We start from the raw sequence: 18,851 nt of genomic DNA on the forward strand, positions 1-18,851 counted from the left end.
TTTTCTTATCTATAGATCAAGACGGTATAAAACTCAAGCCTACATCAGGGTCGTTTAGCCAAACATTTTTTGCGCCATGCGCTTCGCCTGTTTACCATAAAACCAATAGGTCAAAAGATAAAGTGGAATGGCAACGAGCAAGACCATGATCAGTACCATACTCATAAATTGTGTATTTTTGAGATATAAAAGAAAATTCTGCCAAACTTCGGGATCATTCTTGGCAAAAAGGACAATGCCGAGCAATAAAAAGGCCAGGTTATAGCCCCAGAAAATCAGGCTAAACCCCAAAGTAATTTTTTTTTGTTCTTGAGCGGTTGGTGCTCGTCGTTGTTGTTTTAAAAACTTATACAGCACTAAAATCATGGCTGTTAAATAAGGCACAATGGTCAGAATTCCGCCCATGCCGGTTGGCAGTAAAGCAGCCAATACACCACAGATACAGGTAAAAATAAAACAGAAGAGAAAAAACCATAAAAAATATCGGGTTAATGACACAATGAGCCTGCATAAGCAACTTTTAGATGATCAGTATAAAAAAAAATGAGTTTTTTTTCATTTTATTGTCAACCAATCTGTAAAGCTCTGCGTTATATAAGGTATGAAGTTCATGAACCGTTAATTTGTACCGGCATCCACAATATTTTCGGTGAACTTTTCTAAAGCAATAAACTTGGTTTCAAGTTTTAGTTAGGAACAGCAGCCCAAGCTAAAACTTGCAACAGATTTTTTGACCGACGATTTCATCATCACTCGAATCGTCGGTCTTTTATTTTCTACATTCTATTTTAATCCTAACGTTAAGTCTGGGAATAGATTTATACACTTCTTGCATAAATCACTCTTTTTATAAAATAACAAATGAGTAAACCATTCAAAATTGATTTACCCATGCCGTGATTTATTTCATTCCAAAGATTAACTTCAAGCCCAGTAAAGTCATGATGCCGCCTGCAGCACGGTCAAAACCTGCTTTAAATTTCAAATAGACACGACGTGGCTTTTCTGCCGACAAGGCCACTGCAACCAGTGAGCACCACCCTGCATCAATAAAAAAGCACAAAATGGGTAACACAAAATAATAATAAGTCGGAATTTCTTTGGGTAAAAGTGCAGTAAAAATACTGGCCAGCACAATTGCAATTTTCGGATTGGAAAGCTGAGTAATCAGGCCTGTAGTAAATGCACGGCGTAAGGACATTTGGGCTTGCGAACTATGCTCAGATTCAATCGGTTCTTTGGCATGTTTAATAATTTTAAAAGCCAACCAGAGTAGATATATGCCACCGCAGATTTTTAAAGCCAGATAGGCAGATGGCACCGCCAATAAAAATGCCTGTAATCCGAGTACGGCCAACAAGCCAAAAATGGCAGCACCTGTGCCTGTACCTAAAGCGGTAAACACACCATGCTGACGTGAAATCGCAATTGAATTTTTAGCGACATAAATCGAAGTCGGTCCAGGACTCATTGCACCTAACATTAAGGCAAATGCAATTGAGCCCAAAATCCAAAATGATTCCACAAGTCCACCTACTGAAATTAATTCCTCGGCAATTTTACAATTTAAAAGGCTGAATATCTCCCTGAATTTCACCTCTTTTTCAGAATTTCACCGCATCATTCACCAAGAATTAAATCAATCACCTAATAAATCACTAAGTAGGCACATCAAATCCCTCATTTATTAGAAAATGGATGAAATGAACAGAAGTATGGCTGCTGCGTAGCGATAGATATGGAAGAATATAAAATAAAGGTTTATATGGTAAAGATCGTTACAGTTACAATGAAATTAGCTGCATACATATATTTTTATGACAGTACTCAAATAGAAAAAAATCAGCACATCATTTCAGTAATAATTTTTTAGATACATATCAATTCAGACCTGCCAATTGGCAGGTCAAGCTTGATTTAGCGCGAGATTAAATATCGGTTTCCGCTCAGTTTACTCTTGAGCCATTGGCTGGATTTCACGTGCGCCAAGCGGAGCAAGCCGATAATCTTGATCATGCACCGGCACACCGCCAATAATCATGCTACGAACTTCGGTTTTTGGCTTATTATAATCATCTTTCGCATCACATGCTGTCAGCAATAGCAGCACGCAAACAGATAAACCCACGGATAGCGTCTTCATCACATATCCTCTTTTTCATCATTGTTATATCTTTTAGATTAACACTAATGAGTATTTTTCAATCATTATTTTTATCATTTTAATTCAATTATTTAAGATATATTTACAAATAAGGCTTCTATGAATATGAGCAAGAACAAAAATCTTCAATAACTATTGTCAGGTCACTCCTTATATTAAAATATCACTTTGATGATCCTGATGAAAACAGCGTGCCATAGATCCTCCTATTTTACGTACAATACAATCTCATATTTATGGACCATAATGAAATGTTTGACCATATTGCCCAGTCAGTCACTTATCAGCACATTCAGCTGAATGCCCCCGTTACAGTGACTGTGAAGCGTTTGGATCAGATTCATCCTCAAATTTCGGGCAACAAGTTTTTTAAACTGAAATACAATTTTCTGGAAGCAGAGCAGCAAGGCTTTAAAAAAGTCCTGACTTTTGGCGGTGCCTACTCCAATCATATTGCTGCCACCGCTTATGCAGCACATCTGTTTGGCTTTGCCAGTGTAGGCATTATTCGCGGTGAAGAACTCAAAGATAAAGCACTCAATCCTACCCTTGCCACAGCGCAACAATCTGGTATGCAACTGCATTTTGTCTCCCGCCAACAATATCGTGAAAAAACCAGTTCTGATTTTCTTGCACAATTACAACAGAGCTATCCAGAGCATTACATCATTCCCGAAGGTGGAACCAATTCTCTTGCCATTCAGGGCTGCAAGGAAATTTTAACAGCCGGAGACCAACACAATTATGATGTGATCTGCTGTGCCGTTGGAACAGGCGGAACAATTACAGGATTAATTGAAGCCAGTGCTGCTCATCAAACTGTGCTGGGTTTTTCGGCCTTAAAAGGCGATTTTTTAAAGTCGGATGTCGAGCAATGGACAACAAAGAAAAACTGGAAAATCACCGATGCCTATTGCTGTGGCGGTTATGCCAAGACCAGTTCTGAGCTATTACAGTTTATGCAGTGCTTTGAAGCCGAGCACCACATTCCTTTAGAGCAGGTTTATACTGCGAAGATGACGTACGGTCTGATGGATTTAATTGCCCAAAACCATTTTCCGGCAGGCAGCCGTATTCTGGTAATTCATACGGGTGGTCTGCAAGGTCGGCATCCAGATGCAGATCTATCCTGAAATTGAGCGCAAAATTGTCTATAATGCCCTGTTTTTATCTCCCGCGGGTTGCTCATGTCTACAAATCAGTATGATGTCATTGTTTTAGGTGCAGGTGCATCCGGTCTGATGTTGGCATTTATGGCGGCCCAGCGTGGTCGTAAAGTTGTGGTACTGGAAAAAGCCAACAAGGTGGGTAAAAAAATTCTGATGTCCGGTGGTGGTAAATGTAATTTTACCAACCTGTACGTCGAACCTGAAAACTATATTTCACATAATCCGCACTTCGTAATCTCGGCCTTAAGCCGCTATACCAACTGGGACTTTATTGGTCTGGTGTGTGAACACGGGATTGAATATGAAGAGCGCAAACACGGTCAGTTATTTACCTTAAAGGGTGCCAAAGAAATTTTGGCTATGCTGCTGGCTGAATGTGACAAAACCGGTCTGGTCGACATTAAAACCGGTTGTGAAGTCAAAGCAGTGACGGCAGTGAATGAGCAAGGTTTCCAAGTTGCAACTACTTTAGGTTATTTTCAGGCTGAATCTGTGGTTGTGGCAACGGGTGGTTTGTCTGTTCCTACACTTGGCGGCTCGGGTATTGGTTATGAGATTGCCAAACAGTTCGGCCATCATGTGCACCCGACCCGTGCAGGCTTGGTGCCCTTTACTTTTTCCGACCAGTTTAAAGAAGTGACTACCCGTTTAAGCGGTAATGCGGTCGATGCCACCCTATCCAATGATTTAAACAGTTTTACTGAAGCCTTGCTGTTTACCCATCGTGGTTTAAGTGGTCCAAGTTCATTACAGCTTTCTAACTACTGGAATGTCGGTCAAAGCTTTAATATCAATTTTCTGCCTTACCTCGACTTGGTAGAATTTTTTAAAGCTAAAAAATCCAGCCAGCCTAAAGTGCTGCTACGTACCCTGTTGAATGAGCATTTGCCAAAAAGTGTGGTGCTGGAACTGCAAAATCTCATATGGGCAGAACTGGCCGATATAGCAATCGGTAATTTGAGTGACGATAAACTGGAACAGATTGCCAAACATCTACAGCATTTTGAAGTGAAACCGTCTGGAACTGAAGGCTACCGGACTGCGGAAGTGACTTTGGGTGGTGTAGATACCACGGAAGTATCGTCCAAGACCATGGAAAGTAAGAAACAGAAAGGCTTGTACTTTGTCGGTGAAGTTCTGGATGTGTCTGGTCATTTAGGCGGGTTTAATTTTCAATGGGCATGGGCCTCTGCACATGCCGCATCGCAATATGTTTAATCCATTGCAACTAAATTATTCTAAATAGTCCGTACGTAAAATTTCAATATGCTGCTTCTGCTGCATACGCACAATTGCTTGATCCATCTTTGCAACTGCTTGTGTATGTTGGCAGTCTTGTTGAAATGCTTGCCCGACTAAACCTAAAAGTTTCTTAACTAACATCATAATTTCCCCTCAATAATTATTTATACGTCCTAGTATAGAATGATGAATATTTCAAGAATATTAAAACTAAGTCTTTATATTCTTGAAATATTACAATTATATTTAGCATAATACATGCCAACAATCGAGCATTTATTGATTATTTTTTATCTAAATTTTCTCGATATTCTGGGCTTTTCTGTTGATATTCAACTTTAAGTTTGGCAAATATAAATTTATATGCACTCATAAGAAACCCAACTGTTATACCTGCGATTACAATTGGTATAAGAAACTTATTCGGTTCTCTTTTACTCATTTTGCTCTCCTGTTCAGAATTAGGGTCTGTTGACGATCCGTCCCTAATTTTGACAATACATTTTTTTAACGAGTCTCAGGCTTGCAATAGAAAATTCAGTCATTTTACTGACCGCTTCATAACAATAGAGCTGCAAAAAACATCCCCATCCCTTATGCACAAACAAAGCAGCGCTTTGTTTGTGCTCATGTAGTGGATTTTTCTGGTTCTAGCGATTATTTTTTATCATCACTGGAGCCAGGATTATTTGGACCTTTGTCACTCTTAAGATCGACATCAGACTCTTTTTCCCCCGTGGATCCAAAAGGATTATTTACTGGCGGATGCTTGGGATCAACACGAACAGAATCCGGAATACTCTGATCTGAATCCGTTTTTTGTGCCTCTTGTGGTGCAGTGGTTAATGAGGCAGGAGTTGGGTTAGATAAATCAGGAGTGAGCGTTTCTTTTTGATCTGAGATTGGAAATGAACTCACCGTTACAGGTTTGTTAGAAGTAGAGGTTGCTGGTACTCCGCCATCGATTTCCAATTCAGAAGATTTATGTACTGAAGTATCAGAACCTGGTCTTGAATTTTCCTGATGCGGATTAGGCTGCTTCGCCTCTTTTTTGCATTTATCAATCAAGTCGGTCAAGACACGTTGTGCCGGATCTCGCCCACCTAAACCAAAAGCCAATGCGAAGGCAACAGCGACGGCTCCCAAGGTTAAACCGAAGGCCAGATTGACGATGGAATCGGCAATACCCATTGCACGCAACCCCATAGCAATCACCAGTCCCATAATCAATATACGAACAAGATTTGCCAGCCAGCGTGAACTGACATATTCACCTCGTCCAATCACTTGGGCGACCAGATTAGCAAGCCAGAAGCCAATCATCAGAATCACTGCACCGAGCAGGATATTGGCACCGAACTGGATAAACATCGAAATCAGTGCACTGATCTGCTCAAAACCAAGCCGGTTCGCTGCTTCAGATACCGCAAACAACATGGTAAAGAACACAATCAGGTAACCAATAATTGAAGATACTTTGGTCTTGCCTAAAAAGCGTTGTGCATCCATTTTGGCAGGAATTTCATCCACGCCCGTTCCAGAGACAATGTCTACCACCAGTTTAGCCACAAAGCGCGATACCACATAAGCCAGAATAAGAATCAGAGCCGCTGCAATAATATGCGGAATGGCATTCATGATTTCGTACAACATGGCTGTGGCCGGTTGTGAAATTGCCTGAATGCCTAAAGCTTCGAAGGCAATAATTAGGGCGGTAATGATAATAATCGCAAAGACAAATGAGCCCAGTACCTGTGACAGATTAGAATTTTTAAACATCCCGATTTTCTGGGCATGTTGCTGGAGATTCAAACTGCCCACCAGACCTTCAACAATACCGCGTACAATTTTTGCCAGAATATAACCAACAAATACAATCACAGCAGCAATAAAGATATTCGGCAAGAATGAAACAACTTCATTCACCATGTTCTGTACTGGAACAAGCAAGCCGGTTAAGCCTAAAATAGACAGTACAATTGGCAGGAACAATAACAAAATCAGCCAATACACAATCTCGCTAATGTTTTGGCTAATAGGACTGACGCCCACATCAGCACTTAATTTTTCGTCCAGTTCAGTTCTGTCCAACAGTTTTTGTAGCCCCATCTTGACCAGATTTGCTACAATCCAGCCAATAAAACCGACCGCAATAGCCGCCAAAAGTTGAGGAATAAATAACAGGAATTGCTGAATCATATTGCTAAATGGCCCACTCACGCTGGTGAGATTCAGCACATTAAAAGCACCTATAACGGCAATGATCATCACGATCCAAAAGACAATACGCGAAACAATGCTTTCAATATTGGCGCGATGTCCTGTCGCACCCGAAAGTCTTTGATTTGTTCCAAGCTTTTGTAAAACTTTTTTAATTCCTGCCGCAATAATAAGGGCAACAATCCAACCTATGATTAAAATGGCGATGGCAGCGAGAATAGGATGAAACTGATTCCAATAATACATCGCATCAAATTCACCCCCTCTAGGGCCTCCAGAAAAATACTCATTCATATTGTCATGTCCTCTTGTTATTACTTATTGAATTTCTATAGATGAATACTGGGTTATGTTGGCTCAGTTCACCCTAAAATGATGAAGTTAAGAACACATTAGAATTCGATTATTTTTTATTCAATACAAACCAGCATAAATACAACAAAAGCGCACATTAGATTGCAAAAAAGCCCTAATCCTTTCAAATTAGAGCTTTAAATGAATGATTTGAATCCCTACTGATTTTTGTTACTAATGCCTGTCCCCACATTATCGTCAGCCTCACCTATTGCACTTTTTTCACCCGGTTCTGTTACAGTATCGGCATCTGTAGCGACTGCCTCATCTGTTGCCGTTGCAGTACCGGTAGTGGCGGTATTATTTGGTGTGGCAGGTTGGGCACTAGGGTCAGGATGTCCTGGAGGAGCATTTGATGATTGCGGTTTAGTATAGGCAAACATGTAAACCAGTACGGCAATGAAGAATACACCCACAAGAAGGAGGATATACACTGGCAAACGTTTTTTCTGAGATCTTTCTTCTTCACTCGTAACATGAGGCGGTTTATTAAAATCATGTGTCATGTTTTTTCCCCTTTTTTTATCTCATTCCATGTATTTATATTAACCATATTTCCTGATGAATTATGTATAAAAGCATAGTGACATGGTGAAGACTTGTAATTTTCACTTAAAAAACAGCAATTCAGAAAACAGCTGTTTAAATATTTTAAGGCAAGAAGATTGTGTCGATTCAATTTTCAGTCAGGCTATCATTCTTTTCTATAGCTCTTTTAATATTACTGCTGCTGTTGCTTTTATCGCAGTAAAGAGGACTTTTATTCCATTTTTATATCTGGAGCAAGACACTATTATTTTACTTTAAGCCCCAGCAAAATTTAACCATGCAAAAGATAGGGGTTTAAGTTGCGGTTTTTAAAATAAGAAAATTAACCGATTTTTAAACCTGTCTAAGCTTTCATGATGAAACATGCTTTAGGTGCTGAAAGGCTTAAAATAAGCTATAATTATGCACCGTTTTTCATGCTGCTTAACTTTATGGCGTATCGTCAGCAATCTGTAACGCTTGATTTGGACACTGACGTCACTCATCAATGTTGTTTGCATTACACTCGTGATGAACATCTCATTGGAATTATTGAATTTAGTAAACCAAGTTATGTGCTTAAATGGGGTGATCTGGAATATTTCCGCCGTCGTACCGAAGAATTTTCTGTGATGCCGTTTCCTGAATGCATCAATGCCATGGTGATCGACATTCGCAATATTGCCCCGTTCATAGACAATGAAGTACCCATTATTCCTTGGCGCTTACTAGAAGAAGAATGTCCGATCCGTCTGGTGGTTCCCCAAGAACGACTTGAACATTATGCCGGTATATTTGAACCTACCTGGCTGACCAGCGATGTGGAAACTGCAATTCAGGAAATCCGCGAATTTATTGATATGTTTGTCCACTAAACTACTTCAATCAAAAACCTCCTGTACGGAGGTTTTTTTATGCCTAAAGAAAGTCCCCCTTAGAAAAAGGGGGATTTAGGGGGATTCAATTTTCACGAGATAAATTATTCCTTTTAATCCCTCCTAACCTCCCTTTAAAAAGGGAGGAACTCTAAATGCGATTACCAATAATTTTCGACCGCAATATTACCTTCACCACGGCGGTTCATTTTCAAGCCACGTGCTTTTAATGCTTCTTTGGTATCTTCCACCATTTGTGGGTTACCGCAAAGCATCACATGACTGGTATCTACATTGAATTGTAGCCCTACCGCTTTTTCCAGTTCACCATTTTCAATCAATACCGGTAAACGGTCATGCAACGTTGCATCGGGATTCCGGGTAATAATCGGGACAAATTTAAAGCCCGTATGACCTTCGCCAAAGGTTTCAGCTATTTCCTGAATACGCTCGACATAAGCCAGTTCGGCTTCCGTACGCACACTATAAACCAGATTGATCTTTTGATATTTCGACCAGGTTTCAAAGTCTTGTAGCATGGAAATAAACGGTGCCAAACCTGTGCCAGTCGCGAGTAGCCACAAGTCATGCGGTAATGGGAGCTGATAACGCGCCAAGGTTAAAAAACCATAAGGAATTTTTTCCAGGTACAGCTCATCACCGATCTGTAAATGTTGCAGGTTAGATGTAAATGCACCATCTGGCACCACAATTGAAAAGAACTCCAGGGTTTCATCAAAGGGAGATGACACCACGGAATAAGCCCGAACCACCAGTTCATCGCCCACTTTTAGGCCAATACGTGCAAACTGCCCTGCAGTAAATTTAAAATGTGCAGGTCGTGTCATGGTAAAACTGAATAAGGTATTGGTCCAGCGATGTACAGATAAAACTTTTTCTAAGCTAAATTTTTCAATTGACATGATTTCAACGTGGCATGAAAGACTGTGCTCATGGTAGCATGACCACATAATTTATTAATATTTTTTAAATGTTAAGGCTCTATTCATGCGCATGACCTTACGCCAGTTGGCTGTTTTTGTAGCAGTTGCACAAGAAGGCACAGTAACCAAAGCCAGCGATGCTGTCAAACTCACGCAAAGTGCTGCAAGTATGGCTTTAGCAGATTTGGAAGATGGCTTGGGTGCACCTCTATTCGACCGTCTTGGTAAGCGTCTGCAACTCAATGATTTAGGTCGTTTTCTACTTCCTCAAGCACTAGAAATTTTAGGTCGCTGCGAAGCTTTTGAACAGGCGGCTAAAGGTGAATTACAAAGTATTGACCTGCGCCTGGGGGCAACCTTAACCATTAGCGATTACCTGATGCCAGACCTGATGGCAGACTTTTTGCAAATTCAGCCGCAAGCACATTTGCAGTTGCAAGTAGGTAACACCCGTCAGATGATTGAAGCAGTCAACCAGTTCCAGCTGGATTTAGCCTTAATTGAAGGGTCCTGTCATTTGCCACAGCTGCAGTGTATACACTGGCGCGATGATGAACTGGCGGTATGCTGTTCACCAGAGCATCCATTGGCAAAACTGGACCGCGCAATTACCGCTAAAGATTTTGACCATGTCGAATGGATTTTACGTGAAGAAGGTTCAGGGACCCGTGAGGTGTTTGACAATGCCATTTTAAAAGACCTGCCAGATGCCAATATCCGCCTCACTTTAGGCCATAATGAAGCGATTTTAAAAATTGTGGCGGGAGGTATCGGGATGTCTTGTATTTCCAAACTCGCCATTGAACCTTTACGTGAAAAAGGTCAGCTGGTCATTTTAGAAACCCCTTTCTGGCAACTGACCCGTCCTTTATTCATGCTAGTACATCGTCAGAAATATCAGGGACCTGGCCTTAAAGCCTTTATGAAATTCTGTGAAGAATAAAAAACGATTTAAAAAAAGCTCCATTTAGGCGCTTTTTTTATTACCAGCGTGAATCATTTTCACACGGTATACCGTCACCATCACCATCCATCTTATGATGTGGACAGTTTTGTACATACCACACAGCTTCTGCTCTTGAATTCATTTGACTGCAATGTTGCCGTTCATCACATTTAAATTGTGCTGTTGCTAATCTCACCCCATTTTGCTGATCAATACTGGCATTAATTTTTTCCGAGCGCGGTTTAGTGGTATTGTAAGTTTCACCTGCCAGATTACGCTGCCCCTGCTCCGACAAAACTGCTTCCGGTAAATCCCCCAGTGCTTCTCGCTGTTCTGACACAATGCGCTGTTGCTCTATAATCAACTGTTGCGCTTTCAGCTGCTCTGCCGTGCGATAATCCTGATATTGACCATAACCGATCACAGCAAGCAGTGCCAGAATGATCAAGGCAATAGCGGACAAGATTCGGCCTTTATATGAAGCCTTATTATAACGTGGTGAAGCAGTTTTCTTTTTTGCACCTGCTGGCTTGGCAGCTATACTCTCCGCTGAGGCAGACTGTAGGTCCAGTCGTACAATACGGTCGGCTTTAAACTTGCCGTCATCTTCCACAATAATAAATTTTAATTTCTCCCCGACTTTAGGTTCGATAGTGCTATTGGGCACATCTTTAATGTGAAAGAAAATATCTTTCACTTCGCCTTCCTCTACTGCAATAAATCCAAAACCGCGCTCTGCGTTATAAGTTTTGACTTTCCCCTGAACAAACATAAAACACTCTTTTTCATTTATATTTCTTCTTATTATAATAAAAAAGAGGCCTAAAAGCCTCTTTTCCAATGATTGTCAAAAGCAACCCTGAACATCATCATACTGCAATCAAAAGCAGAAGCCTCAACCTCGAAAATTCGACAACAAGGCGGATGTAATTGACTTATTATGCGTCGATACTTTTGACTTTTTCGCTTTTGCTGAATGATCTGCAACACGTTCTATACGAATGGCCTTGAACTTGTCACCATTCTTCACAGCCGCAAATTTTACCCGTTCATTACGTTTCGGTTCGCCTTCTGCCGCAGGGAAATCTGAAATATGAAAGAAAATATCCCCTTCAGCCGAACCAATAAAACCAAAGCCTTTTTCAGGGTCATACTTTTTGATTTTACCCTGATGTAATTCATCTTTCATGCTGCTGCCCTATGCTAAAAAATACCATGTTTACAGTATATAAAAAAAGAGGCCTGAAGCCTCTTTTAATTTGTCTTCCAGGCTCAGTCTTTTTGTACTGAACCGAAAATTTTATCGCCTGCATCGCCAAGACCCGGAACGATATAACCATTTTCGTTGAGACCGTCATCAATAGCTGCTGTGAAAATAGTCACATCCGGATGTTCTTCTTCTACTTTTTTAATACCTTCGGGTGCAGCCACTAAAACCATGACACGAATATCTTTACAACCACTTGCCTTCAATACATCAATGGCTGCTACCAATGAAGAACCGGTTGCCAACATCGGGTCGATAATCATCGCCAAACGGTTCTGTACATCGGGAACCAGTTTTTTATAGTAAGTACGTGCTTGCAAAGTTTCTTCATCACGCTCAAGACCCAGTACAGATACTTTTGCGCTTGGAATCAGGTTCAGGAAACCATCTAACATGCCAATACCGGCACGCAGAATAGGTACAACGGTAATTTTTTTACCCGCAATGCGGTCTACAGTCACTTTGCCATTCCAGCCATCAATTTCATGCTCACACATCGGCAAGTCTTTGGTTGCTTCATAAGTCAAAAGCATGGTGACTTCTTGCGCTAGTTCGCGGAAATTTTTTGTACTAATGTCTGCACGACGTAGCAAACCAAGTTTATGTCGAATGAGCGGATGACGGATTTCATGAATAGCCACGGGAGAGCACCTAAAAGATGAGATAAAATTTCAGCTATTATAAATGTTTTTTATATCTCTTATAAACCAAAAAGCCCCCTATGAAAGGAGGCTTTTTCGAAAAAACTTATAGTTTTTTTAGATTACTGTTGAGATAGCATGAAATGCAATGGAGATAAAATCTCCGCTTGAAGCGCCAATTTGATGATTGGGTCAGGATAAACACCAATGATCAATACAGCCAATGCCGCAGCAAGTACCATAATACCACCCACTTTCTGACCCCAATGTTTGTCGGCATCAATACGTGGCGTATCTGGCGGAGTCATGTACATCACCACCATCACACGAAGGTAATAGTACAGACCAATACCTGAACCCACTACAATCATGGCAGCAAGGAACCAGTGCTGGGTTGTTACCGCAGCCATCACCACCAGGAACTTACCAATGAAGCCCGCAGTCAATGGAATACCGGCAAGAGACAACATCATGACAGTCAAGGTCGCAGTCAATACTGGACGGCGCCAGAACAAACCACGGTAATCTGCCAGACTTTGTGCTTCATCTGCATTGTTATACGGACTAGACATCAACGCGACAACACCAAATGCACCAATCGTCGTCAATACATAAGTGATTACGTATACAGATACGTTACCCAAGCTTGCATAAGTCATGCTGATTAAACCAATCAGCAAATAACCAAAGTGGGCAATTGAAGAGTAACCTAGAATACGTTTCAAGTTGACTTGACGTACTGCAAGGAAGTTACCCACCAGAATAGAAAGCACCGCAATAATCGTGATGATCGTTACGATTGAATCTACCAGGATTGCGCCTGAAGCAAGTAAATAACGTACAAACAAACCAATGGTTGCTACCTTAGCCACAGTCGCAAGGAATGTTGCGATTGGCGCTGGAGCACCTGCATACACGTCTGGTGTCCATTTATGGAATGGCGCAAGAGACAATTTAAATGCAACGGCAAAAACGATTAAGCCTAGACCTAAAATCACCATTGGCTGTTTGATCGCTTGCATCAAGGCCTGAACATTGTCATAGAAAGACAATGAACCGGTATAAGCATAGATATATGCCATGCCCATCAACAACATTGCAGAAGCAGTTGCTGAAAGAACAAGGTATTTAATACCCGCTTCTAGCGATTGTGAACGTTGGTGTGTATAAGCCAAAAGACCGTATACAGGAATCGACATCAACTCAAGGCTAATGAAGAAAGATGCATAATGAGAACTAGCCACCATCAGCATTGCGCCCGCTACCGAGCACAGCATCAGGATATACAGTTCTTCACGGTTATCTTGATAGCTTTCAATATAAGCATGTGACAAGGTACAGCAAGCCAGTGCAGCAATCAGGATGACCAATTGGTAAAGCAAGGTAAATGGGTCAAGCATAAACATGCCCATCACGTTCGCTGGTGCAAAAGCACCACCGAACATCGCAATCAGGACATAAGCTGCAGCAAGGTTCAAACCGACTACAGAGGCTGTTGCAATTAAATTATGGTTACGTTTAATTGCAATGAGAAGCATCACTACGATCGCAGTTAAAGCCACGATCATCACAGGAGCTAATGGCATAAGCTCGGAAAATGACATTGTGAAGTTCATGGCTTATTGGATCTCCACATTTTGTTGAGATACGACCTGTTGAGTCGCATCGACAACTTCTTGAACTGGGATATAGCTGTTTGCTAACCACGCCATGCTTGAATTTGAAATATCAAGGAAGCTTTGTGGATAGATACCGAGCCATAGTAGACCAAAAGCACACACTAACAAAATAACAATCTCACGCGCATTCAAGTCTTTCAATGGGCTTGTATAATTTTGTTTTTGCTCTTCATTTGGCGTACCAAACAATGCTTTGTGAATCAGGATCAAGCCGTAAAGACCTGCCAATACCAAGCTGGTCGCTGCCAAAATGGTGAAGGTTGGGAATTTATTGAATGAACCCATCAAAATCAGGAATTCACCAATAAAGTTACCTAAACCTGGAATACCGACAAGCGCAGCAATAAAGAACATCAGGAAGAAAGCTAGGTACGGGAATTGACCGCGCATACCACCCATTAAACGTAAGTCGCGCGTGTGAACACGCTCGTACACTTGACCACACATAATGAACAAGGCAGCAGATGATAAACCATGTGCCAGCATCATGATCATTAGGCCTTGGAAAGTCAGGATATTACCTGCGTAAAGTGCAAGTAATACAAAGCCCATGTGTGAAATTGAAGTATACGCCAACAAACGTTTCATATCGGTTTGCTGGAAAGCACACCAGGCACCGTAGAATACGCCGACTAAACCGAAGATGATCGCGATATCTGCAAACTGTGCAGAAGCCGCCGGGAAGAATGGCATAACAAAACGAAGCAGACCGTATGCAGCAGTCTTAATCAGGATACCTGCCAAGTCGACAGAACCAGCTGTCGGTGCTTGAGCATGCGCATCTGGTAACCAGCCATGCAATGGGAACACTGGAAGTTTTACAGCGAAACCAATGAACATACAGATCATCAAGGCATAAGCTACTGATGGCAACTGTGCATCAAGCGTATTTGCCACACCTAACAGGTAGTTGTAATCGAAGCCGATCATGCCAGTCATCATGTATCCGTAAACCACAAGGCCTAGAATACCGATCAGCATGATCAAACCTGCTACCTGAGTATAGATGAAGAACTTGGTCGCAGCATAAACACGTGACTTACCGTCTGCTCCCTTATGACCCCATAAGGCAATCAGGAAGTAGATTGGTACCAGCATCATCTCCCAGAAGAAGAAGAATAGGAACAGGTCAATCGCCAAGAATACACCGATGACCCCACCCAAAGACCATAAAAGGTTTAAGTGGAAGAAACCCACGTTCTTTTGAATCTCACCCCATGAACAGCCCACTGCAAGTACACCCAGTAATGCAGTCAAGCCAACCATAAGCAGTGAAAGACCATCCACCGCAAGGTGAATGTTAATGCCGAGGGTTGAAATCCAAGGCAGCATGAATTCGGCAGACCAAGTTGGAACTTTTGCGCCGAGTTCATAGTGATAAGTACCAGAATTCCAAAGCGCAACGGTTAAGCCCAAAGTAATGAGCATACCGAATAACGCAATGTAACGCGGTAGTTTGTCGTCGAGCTTGTCGACGATCCAGCATACAAAACCTGCAATGAACGGTACGAGGATCAGCGCGGGTAAAATCCAGTTGTTTGTGATTTCCATCTTATTTCCCCACTACCTGAATCACGATCAGGATCATCAGCAATACCACTACACCGAGTGACATACTTGATGCGTATTCACGCAATGAACCTGTTTGACGTGAGCTGGTGAAGCTATGACCACCTTTAACAATGGCAGGAAGCACTAACCACAGGCCGTCAATCGGATCACGACCTAAAATTTTCGCGATAAGCAAATATGGTTGTACAAATACGATGTTATACAACGCATCAAAACCAAGTGCATTACGGCAGATATTGGCAAGGCCAGCACCCAATGAAGTACGGGCAAAACCTTTCACTGCATTATAAGCAAAGACAAATAATACGATACCTACCACAAGACCAGCCAATGCAATACCCACAGCGGTATATTCAGCACCATGTACACCTGCTTCAAGCGCTTCAGGAATAACAAAAGCTGGAATATTGGCTTTGGTTAATGCAGCTTCTACTGGTGCTTTCAAGAAGTAAGCCAAGCCAGTTGAAAGTACCGCCAAGATACCCAACGGAGCCCAATAAGTTGCACCTTTGATTTCGTGATAAGGCGTGTTTTCTTTACCAAAGAATACAACCCAGATTAAACGGAATGTATAGATTGAGGTTAAGAATGCACCCGCAACACCTGTCCAGTATAAGCAGTTATATACAGGAAGATTTGCAATGTGGCTTTGTGCCCAAACTGCACCAAGGATGGCATCTTTAGAGAAGAAGCCGATGGTCAAGAATGGAATGGCTGCCAATGCACCACCACCAATTGCGAAGCAGGCAAACAGGAATTTGTTATGTTTGAACAAGCCACCCATTTTGAAGATGTTTTGTTCGTGATGGTAAGCCAGAATCACCGCACCAGAAGACAAGAACAATAATGCCTTAAAGAATGCGTGTGAAAGCATGTGGAACAGACCCGCTTGGTATGCTTCAGCACCTACAGCCATAAACATATAACCGAGCTGACTCATGGTTGAGTAAGCCAGAATACGTTTGATATCTGTTTGAACCAATGCAGCAAAACCAGCCACAATCAATGTTACCGCACCAGTGATCGAGATGAACATCATCACTTCTGGTGTCATTTCAAACACGGAGAACATACGGCAGCACAGGTAAACACCTGCTGTTACCATTGTTGCAGCATGGATCAATGCAGAAACAGGTGTAGGACCTGCCATTGCGTCTGCCAACCATGTTTGTAATGGAATTTGCGCAGATTTACCTGCAGCACCCAGGAACAACATTAAAGATGTCCAGATTGCAAGTGAATGGTCACCCGCCAATACTTGCGGTGCATTGGCAACGATTGTTCCAATATGCAAAGTACCGAATTGTTGGAAAATCAGGAACAAGGCAATCAGCAAGAATACGTCACCAATACGGGTTACGGTAAATGCCTTGATTGCTGCAAAACCATTTTCCGGGTTTTGATAGTAGTAACCAATCAGCAAGTAAGAGCAAAGACCTACGCCTTCCCAACCCAGGAACAATAACGCCAGGTTATCGCCAAGAACGAGCAGCAACATGCTGGCAACGAACAGGTTGAAGTAAGAGAAGAAACGTGCGAAGTCTTCTTCACCGCGCATGTACCATGAGGCAAAGATGTGAATCAGGAAACCCACACCTGTGATCATACCGGTCATGAGTAATGACAGACCGTCCAGATGCAAGCTCATGCCAGGTGCAAAACCACCGACATTGAACCAGGTCCAAAGATGTTGAACCTGAGCTACTGAACCATTGTCTACAAAGCCCATGCCAGCAATCAGTGCAAATAAAGCAGATAAACCGACTGAACCCACACCAATAATGGCTGCCACATTTTCAGGAAGCTTATTGCGCCCCGCCGCCAAGAGGACAAAACCAATGAGCGGAAATAAAATTGTTAAATATAAATAACTCATCCGCGCATCTCACTAGCAGCATCCACATCCAAATGATGGAAGCGATGGTAGAACTGAAGGACGATCGCAAGACCAATACAAGCCTCTGCAGCTGCAAGGGTCAAGATCAGGATGAACATGATTTGTCCATCTGGCTGTAACCATGCACTACCTGCAAGAACGAACGCAAGCGCCGCTGCGTTCATCATGATTTCAAGGCTCATCAACATAAATAGTAGGTTGCGTCGCACCATTACACCGTAAAAACCCAGTGCAAAAAGAATGGTTGCAACGATTAAACCGTGTTCTAAAGGAATGTTGCCCATTATTCTTTTTCCTCTTTTGCACTTGGTTCACGTTTACCTAAGTGGAATGCTGCAACGAGGGCTGCAAGCAATAACATTGCGGCAACTTCTACCAATAGTAAGTAGTGAGTAAAGAGCGCTGTACCTACAGCTTTAGGTCCCACAACTTTAGTGCCCATCACCGGACCTGCGGTTGTGTAATCCGAACCAAGCATCCAGACAAGCACCAAGCCCATCAGGAAACTCATCAATGCTGGATATGCCCATGCAGATGAAGTCAGCCATTTACGTTCCTGTTCAACCGTATGTTGACCAAGATTTAGCATCATCACCACAAACACGAACAACACCATGATCGCGCCGGCATAAACAATAATTTCTAGTGCGCCAGCGAATGGCGCACCAACGATCATGAACATCCCTGCCACAGCAAGGAGGGACACGATCAGGCTTAATAAAGCATGCACAGGATTCGCGTTAGTCACCACACGAACCGTAGAAACAATGGCCACAAGTGCCATCAAATAAAATGGCCACATCATGGTAATAAGCTCCGTACGTCAACTGGTGCACTTTCACGTTGTGCCTGACCTTTATCTTTACCTGCCACTGCCATACCGGTTACACGGTAGAAGTTGTAGTCAGGATATTTACCTGGACCTGAAATGAGCAGGTTCTCTTTTTCGTAGACCAAGTCTTGACGAACGTATTCACTTAACTCGAAATCTGGTGTCATTTGAATCGCTGTCGTTGGACAGGCTTCTTCACACATACCGCAGAAAATACAACGCGAGAAGTTGATACGGAAAAACTCCGGATACCAGCGACCATCTTCTTTTTCTGCTTTCTGTAAAGAAATACAGCCAACCGGACAGGCAACCGCACACAGGTTACATGCCACGCAGCGCTCTTCACCATCTGGGTCACGTGTCAATACAATACGACCACGGAAACGCGGCGGAACAATTTGTTCAGCTGGCACTTCTGGATAAAGAATAGTGTCACGTTTACGTGTCACGTGGCTGAACACCATCCACAATGAACGTACGATTGACCCGAATCCAGCTAGAATTTTATACATTTTGTACTC

General features: G+C 42.2%; 21 protein-coding genes. 4 read left to right on the forward strand and 17 right to left on the reverse strand.

Annotated elements, in window-relative coordinates:
- Positions 1-54: 54 nt before the first annotated feature.
- From GTU69_RS02720 to GTU69_RS02730, 3 genes are all read right to left on the reverse strand, one after another.
- Entirely contained in the window at positions 55-501 is a 447-nt protein-coding gene (locus tag GTU69_RS02720; protein WP_086196017.1) for an ABZJ_00895 family protein, read from the reverse strand.
- A gap of 400 nt (positions 502-901) precedes the next feature.
- The gene (locus GTU69_RS02725) at positions 902-1,525 is read right to left on the reverse strand and encodes a LysE family translocator (protein ID WP_086196018.1); all 624 of its coding nucleotides are present in this window, start codon (positions 1,523-1,525) and stop codon (positions 902-904) included.
- Positions 1,526-1,951: 426 nt separating this feature from the next.
- Entirely contained in the window at positions 1,952-2,143 is a 192-nt protein-coding gene (locus GTU69_RS02730; protein WP_086196019.1) for an NF038215 family lipoprotein, read from the reverse strand.
- 272 nt (positions 2,144-2,415) lie between these two features.
- Here GTU69_RS02730 and GTU69_RS02735 point away from each other — a divergent pair, with 272 nt between their 5' ends.
- Both GTU69_RS02735 and GTU69_RS02740 read left to right on the forward strand, forming a co-directional pair.
- Positions 2,416-3,297, forward strand: a complete 882-nt coding sequence (locus GTU69_RS02735; protein WP_086196020.1) for a pyridoxal-phosphate dependent enzyme — start codon at positions 2,416-2,418, stop codon at positions 3,295-3,297.
- 54 nt (positions 3,298-3,351) lie between these two features.
- Positions 3,352-4,551 (forward strand): NAD(P)/FAD-dependent oxidoreductase, encoded by a 1,200-nt coding sequence (locus GTU69_RS02740; protein WP_086196021.1) that lies wholly within the window; start codon positions 3,352-3,354, stop codon positions 4,549-4,551.
- A 15-nt stretch (positions 4,552-4,566) separates the two neighbouring features.
- Here GTU69_RS02740 and GTU69_RS02745 read toward each other — a convergent pair whose 3' ends face one another.
- The 4 genes from GTU69_RS02745 to GTU69_RS02760 all read right to left on the reverse strand — a co-directional run bounded on the left by GTU69_RS02745 (position 4,567) and on the right by GTU69_RS02760 (position 7,655).
- Entirely contained in the window at positions 4,567-4,719 is a 153-nt protein-coding gene (locus GTU69_RS02745) for a hypothetical protein (protein ID WP_166167744.1), read from the reverse strand.
- A 139-nt stretch (positions 4,720-4,858) separates the two neighbouring features.
- Positions 4,859-5,017, reverse strand: coding sequence for a hypothetical protein (locus GTU69_RS02750; protein ID WP_166167747.1), 159 nt, complete (start codon positions 5,015-5,017; stop codon positions 4,859-4,861).
- Positions 5,018-5,232: 215 nt separating this feature from the next.
- Positions 5,233-7,089 (reverse strand): mechanosensitive ion channel, encoded by a 1,857-nt coding sequence (locus tag GTU69_RS02755; RefSeq protein WP_086196022.1) that lies wholly within the window; start codon positions 7,087-7,089, stop codon positions 5,233-5,235.
- Positions 7,090-7,307: 218 nt separating this feature from the next.
- Positions 7,308-7,655, reverse strand: a complete 348-nt coding sequence (locus GTU69_RS02760; RefSeq protein WP_240921573.1) for a hypothetical protein — start codon at positions 7,653-7,655, stop codon at positions 7,308-7,310.
- A 474-nt stretch (positions 7,656-8,129) separates the two neighbouring features.
- Here GTU69_RS02760 and GTU69_RS02765 point away from each other — a divergent pair, with 474 nt between their 5' ends.
- Positions 8,130-8,552 (forward strand): hypothetical protein, encoded by a 423-nt coding sequence (locus tag GTU69_RS02765; protein WP_086196104.1) that lies wholly within the window; start codon positions 8,130-8,132, stop codon positions 8,550-8,552.
- A 161-nt stretch (positions 8,553-8,713) separates the two neighbouring features.
- Here the strand turns inward: GTU69_RS02765 and GTU69_RS02770 are convergent, their stop codons facing one another.
- Positions 8,714-9,475 (reverse strand): ferredoxin--NADP reductase, encoded by a 762-nt coding sequence (locus GTU69_RS02770; protein WP_166167750.1) that lies wholly within the window; start codon positions 9,473-9,475, stop codon positions 8,714-8,716.
- Positions 9,476-9,560: 85 nt separating this feature from the next.
- Here GTU69_RS02770 and gigC point away from each other — a divergent pair, with 85 nt between their 5' ends.
- Entirely contained in the window at positions 9,561-10,439 is an 879-nt protein-coding gene (gene gigC / locus GTU69_RS02775; RefSeq protein WP_166167753.1) for a LysR family transcriptional regulator GigC, read from the forward strand.
- Between the two features lie 40 nt (positions 10,440-10,479).
- On the opposite strand, the gene GTU69_RS02780 is transcribed toward gigC, so the two are convergent.
- From GTU69_RS02780 to nuoI, 9 genes are all read right to left on the reverse strand, one after another.
- Positions 10,480-11,214: a cold shock domain-containing protein gene (locus GTU69_RS02780; protein ID WP_166167756.1), complete on the reverse strand. Its 735-nt coding sequence runs from the start codon at positions 11,212-11,214 to the stop codon at positions 10,480-10,482.
- A 123-nt stretch (positions 11,215-11,337) separates the two neighbouring features.
- Positions 11,338-11,631, reverse strand: coding sequence for a cold shock domain-containing protein (locus GTU69_RS02785; protein WP_166167759.1), 294 nt, complete (start codon positions 11,629-11,631; stop codon positions 11,338-11,340).
- Between the two features lie 83 nt (positions 11,632-11,714).
- Complete coding sequence (gene upp, locus GTU69_RS02790) at positions 11,715-12,350, reverse strand: uracil phosphoribosyltransferase (protein ID WP_086196027.1); 636 nt, start codon at positions 12,348-12,350, stop codon at positions 11,715-11,717.
- Positions 12,351-12,472: 122 nt separating this feature from the next.
- The gene (gene nuoN, locus GTU69_RS02795) at positions 12,473-13,966 is read right to left on the reverse strand and encodes an NADH-quinone oxidoreductase subunit NuoN (protein ID WP_166167762.1); all 1,494 of its coding nucleotides are present in this window, start codon (positions 13,964-13,966) and stop codon (positions 12,473-12,475) included.
- A gap of 3 nt (positions 13,967-13,969) precedes the next feature.
- Positions 13,970-15,574: an NADH-quinone oxidoreductase subunit M gene (nuoM, locus tag GTU69_RS02800; protein ID WP_171521991.1), complete on the reverse strand. Its 1,605-nt coding sequence runs from the start codon at positions 15,572-15,574 to the stop codon at positions 13,970-13,972.
- A 7-nt stretch (positions 15,575-15,581) separates the two neighbouring features.
- Complete coding sequence (gene nuoL / locus GTU69_RS02805) at positions 15,582-17,477, reverse strand: NADH-quinone oxidoreductase subunit L (protein ID WP_166167768.1); 1,896 nt, start codon at positions 17,475-17,477, stop codon at positions 15,582-15,584.
- On the reverse strand, positions 17,474-17,782 hold the full coding sequence (gene nuoK, locus GTU69_RS02810) for an NADH-quinone oxidoreductase subunit NuoK (RefSeq protein WP_004651041.1): 309 nt from the start codon (positions 17,780-17,782) through the stop codon (positions 17,474-17,476). The genes nuoL and nuoK overlap by 4 nt, the downstream gene beginning before the upstream one ends.
- Positions 17,782-18,300, reverse strand: coding sequence for an NADH-quinone oxidoreductase subunit J (gene nuoJ / locus GTU69_RS02815; RefSeq protein WP_171521992.1), 519 nt, complete (start codon positions 18,298-18,300; stop codon positions 17,782-17,784). The genes nuoK and nuoJ overlap by 1 nt, the downstream gene beginning before the upstream one ends.
- Positions 18,300-18,842: an NADH-quinone oxidoreductase subunit NuoI gene (gene nuoI / locus GTU69_RS02820; protein WP_086196032.1), complete on the reverse strand. Its 543-nt coding sequence runs from the start codon at positions 18,840-18,842 to the stop codon at positions 18,300-18,302. Before nuoI ends, nuoJ begins: the two co-directional genes overlap by 1 nt.
- Positions 18,843-18,851 lie beyond the last annotated feature (9 nt).

It is taken from the genome of Acinetobacter sp. SA01 (assembly GCF_011319235.1).
GTDB lineage: Bacteria > Pseudomonadota > Gammaproteobacteria > Pseudomonadales > Moraxellaceae > Acinetobacter.

Bases quoted from the DNA above. Each gene is read 5' to 3' on its own strand.
- GTU69_RS02770 (WP_166167750.1), bottom strand. From the start codon at position 9,475: ATGTCAATTGAAAAATTTAGCTTAGAAAAAGTTTTATCTGTACATCGC.
- nuoJ (WP_171521992.1), bottom strand. From the start codon at position 18,300: ATGTGGCCATTTTATTTGATGGCACTTGTGGCCATTGTTTCTACGGTT.
- GTU69_RS02755 (WP_086196022.1), bottom strand. From the start codon at position 7,089: ATGAATGAGTATTTTTCTGGAGGCCCTAGAGGGGGTGAATTTGATGCG.
- gigC (WP_166167753.1), top strand. From the start codon at position 9,561: ATGCGCATGACCTTACGCCAGTTGGCTGTTTTTGTAGCAGTTGCACAA.
- nuoN (WP_166167762.1), bottom strand. From the start codon at position 13,966: ATGAACTTCACAATGTCATTTTCCGAGCTTATGCCATTAGCTCCTGTG.
- GTU69_RS02780 (WP_166167756.1), bottom strand. From the start codon at position 11,214: ATGTTTGTTCAGGGGAAAGTCAAAACTTATAACGCAGAGCGCGGTTTT.
- nuoI (WP_086196032.1), bottom strand. From the start codon at position 18,842: ATGTATAAAATTCTAGCTGGATTCGGGTCAATCGTACGTTCATTGTGG.
- GTU69_RS02750 (WP_166167747.1), bottom strand. From the start codon at position 5,017: ATGAGTAAAAGAGAACCGAATAAGTTTCTTATACCAATTGTAATCGCA.
- nuoL (WP_166167768.1), bottom strand. From the start codon at position 17,477: ATGAGTTATTTATATTTAACAATTTTATTTCCGCTCATTGGTTTTGTC.
- GTU69_RS02765 (WP_086196104.1), top strand. From the start codon at position 8,130: ATGGCGTATCGTCAGCAATCTGTAACGCTTGATTTGGACACTGACGTC.
- GTU69_RS02735 (WP_086196020.1), top strand. From the start codon at position 2,416: ATGTTTGACCATATTGCCCAGTCAGTCACTTATCAGCACATTCAGCTG.
- GTU69_RS02760 (WP_240921573.1), bottom strand. From the start codon at position 7,655: ATGACACATGATTTTAATAAACCGCCTCATGTTACGAGTGAAGAAGAA.
- GTU69_RS02785 (WP_166167759.1), bottom strand. From the start codon at position 11,631: ATGAAAGATGAATTACATCAGGGTAAAATCAAAAAGTATGACCCTGAA.
- GTU69_RS02740 (WP_086196021.1), top strand. From the start codon at position 3,352: ATGTCTACAAATCAGTATGATGTCATTGTTTTAGGTGCAGGTGCATCC.
- GTU69_RS02745 (WP_166167744.1), bottom strand. From the start codon at position 4,719: ATGATGTTAGTTAAGAAACTTTTAGGTTTAGTCGGGCAAGCATTTCAA.
- nuoK (WP_004651041.1), bottom strand. From the start codon at position 17,782: ATGGGCAACATTCCTTTAGAACACGGTTTAATCGTTGCAACCATTCTT.
- GTU69_RS02730 (WP_086196019.1), bottom strand. From the start codon at position 2,143: ATGAAGACGCTATCCGTGGGTTTATCTGTTTGCGTGCTGCTATTGCTG.